Origin of the sequence: Novacetimonas pomaceti (assembly GCF_003207955.1) — a bacterium.
Taxonomy (GTDB): domain Bacteria; phylum Pseudomonadota; class Alphaproteobacteria; order Acetobacterales; family Acetobacteraceae; genus Novacetimonas; species Novacetimonas pomaceti.
On record NZ_NOXG01000119.1, the window covers coordinates 1 to 705 of the forward strand.

At 63.4% G+C, this 705-nt stretch carries 1 pseudogene; it reads left to right on the forward strand.

Features of this window, described 5'->3' with window-relative positions:
- Window positions 1–705: pseudogene (locus CFR71_RS15940) on the forward strand (IS630 family transposase); the annotation flags it as partial.

The following is a 705-nucleotide window of genomic DNA, read 5'->3' on the forward strand; positions in this document are numbered from 1 at the left end:
GCGTGGTGCGCTGGCGTCGGGTCGATCTTCAGCGGGTCATCGAAGAGCGTTTTGGCGTCTCCTATCACGAACGCCATGTCTCCGCCCTGTTGAAGCGGCTTGGGTTCAGCCACGTCAGCGCGCGTCCGCGTCACCCCGGACAGGATCCGTCCGTCATGGACGCGTTTAAAAAAACTTCCCCACGATCCTGAGCGCCCACACCGGGCATCTGCCCAGAGGCAGGCGGATTGAACTCTGGTGGCAGGACGAGGCCCGCATCGGGCAGAAAAACGGTCTTGTCCGGCAATGGGCGCGGCGTGGCACCCGACCACGCCAGCCTGCCGATCAACGCTATGAGAATGCCTGGCTGTTCGGCGCCATCTGCCCCGCACTCGGCAAGGCGGCAGGCCTGGTGTTGCCGTTTACCGGCACGGCCAGCATGCAACTGCATATCGAGGAAATCTCACGCTGCGTCGCACGCGGAGCGCATGCCGTCGTCCTGCTCGATCGTGCCGGCTGGCATACGACACCCAAACTCAGACTGCCGCGCAACGTCAGCCTGATCTTCCTGCCGTCCCGCGCGCCCGAACTGAACCCGGTCGAGAATATCTGGCAGTTCCTACGCGCCAACTGGCTGTCCAACACCGTGTTCAGCGGCATCGAACACATCATCGAAGCCGCATGCACCGCATGGAACAACCTCACCGCCCTGCCACAGACCATCCG